This window comes from Streptomyces sp. BR123 (genome assembly GCF_013401435.1).
Lineage (GTDB): Bacteria > Actinomycetota > Actinomycetes > Streptomycetales > Streptomycetaceae > Streptomyces.
In genome coordinates this window covers 1-395 of record NZ_JACBGN010000694.1, presented here as the reverse complement: position 1 = coordinate 395, position 395 = coordinate 1, and the positions used below count along the sequence as shown (strand labels likewise).

1 protein-coding gene is annotated in these 395 nt (G+C 78.5%); it reads right to left on the bottom strand.

What is annotated here, in order from left to right:
* The coding region (locus HYE82_RS37080; protein ID WP_179178603.1) for an acyl-CoA thioesterase domain-containing protein at positions 1-338 on the bottom strand (338 nt) is incomplete at its 3' end.
* Positions 339-395 lie beyond the last annotated feature (57 nt).

Here is a 395-nt window from a genome sequence, read left to right as displayed (position 1 = left end):
GGCGCCGCCTCCCCGCCCACCCGGATCCGCAGCGCCCGCGCCAGCATCACCGGCTCCGCGGCCCCCTCCGGGAACAGGGACGCCTCCACCAGCTCGGTGCTCCGCCCGGCCCGCAGCACGCTCGCGGTGATCCGGACCGGGCCGATCGGCACCGGGCGCAGGATCTCGTACGTGATCCGGGCGATCCGCATGCCGGGGCGGGCCCCCGGCCGCTCCTCCACAGCCCGGCCGAGCAGCGCGGCCGGCGGCCCGGCGTGCTGCGCGGCGGGGTCCCAGGGCCCGCGCGTGTACTCGGTGGCCAGGAACCGCTCCGCATCGATCCGCTCGAAGAACGCCATACCTGGACGCTACCCGCGAGTAACCCCCAGGGCCAGGCCCGGCCCCCGGCCCCCGGC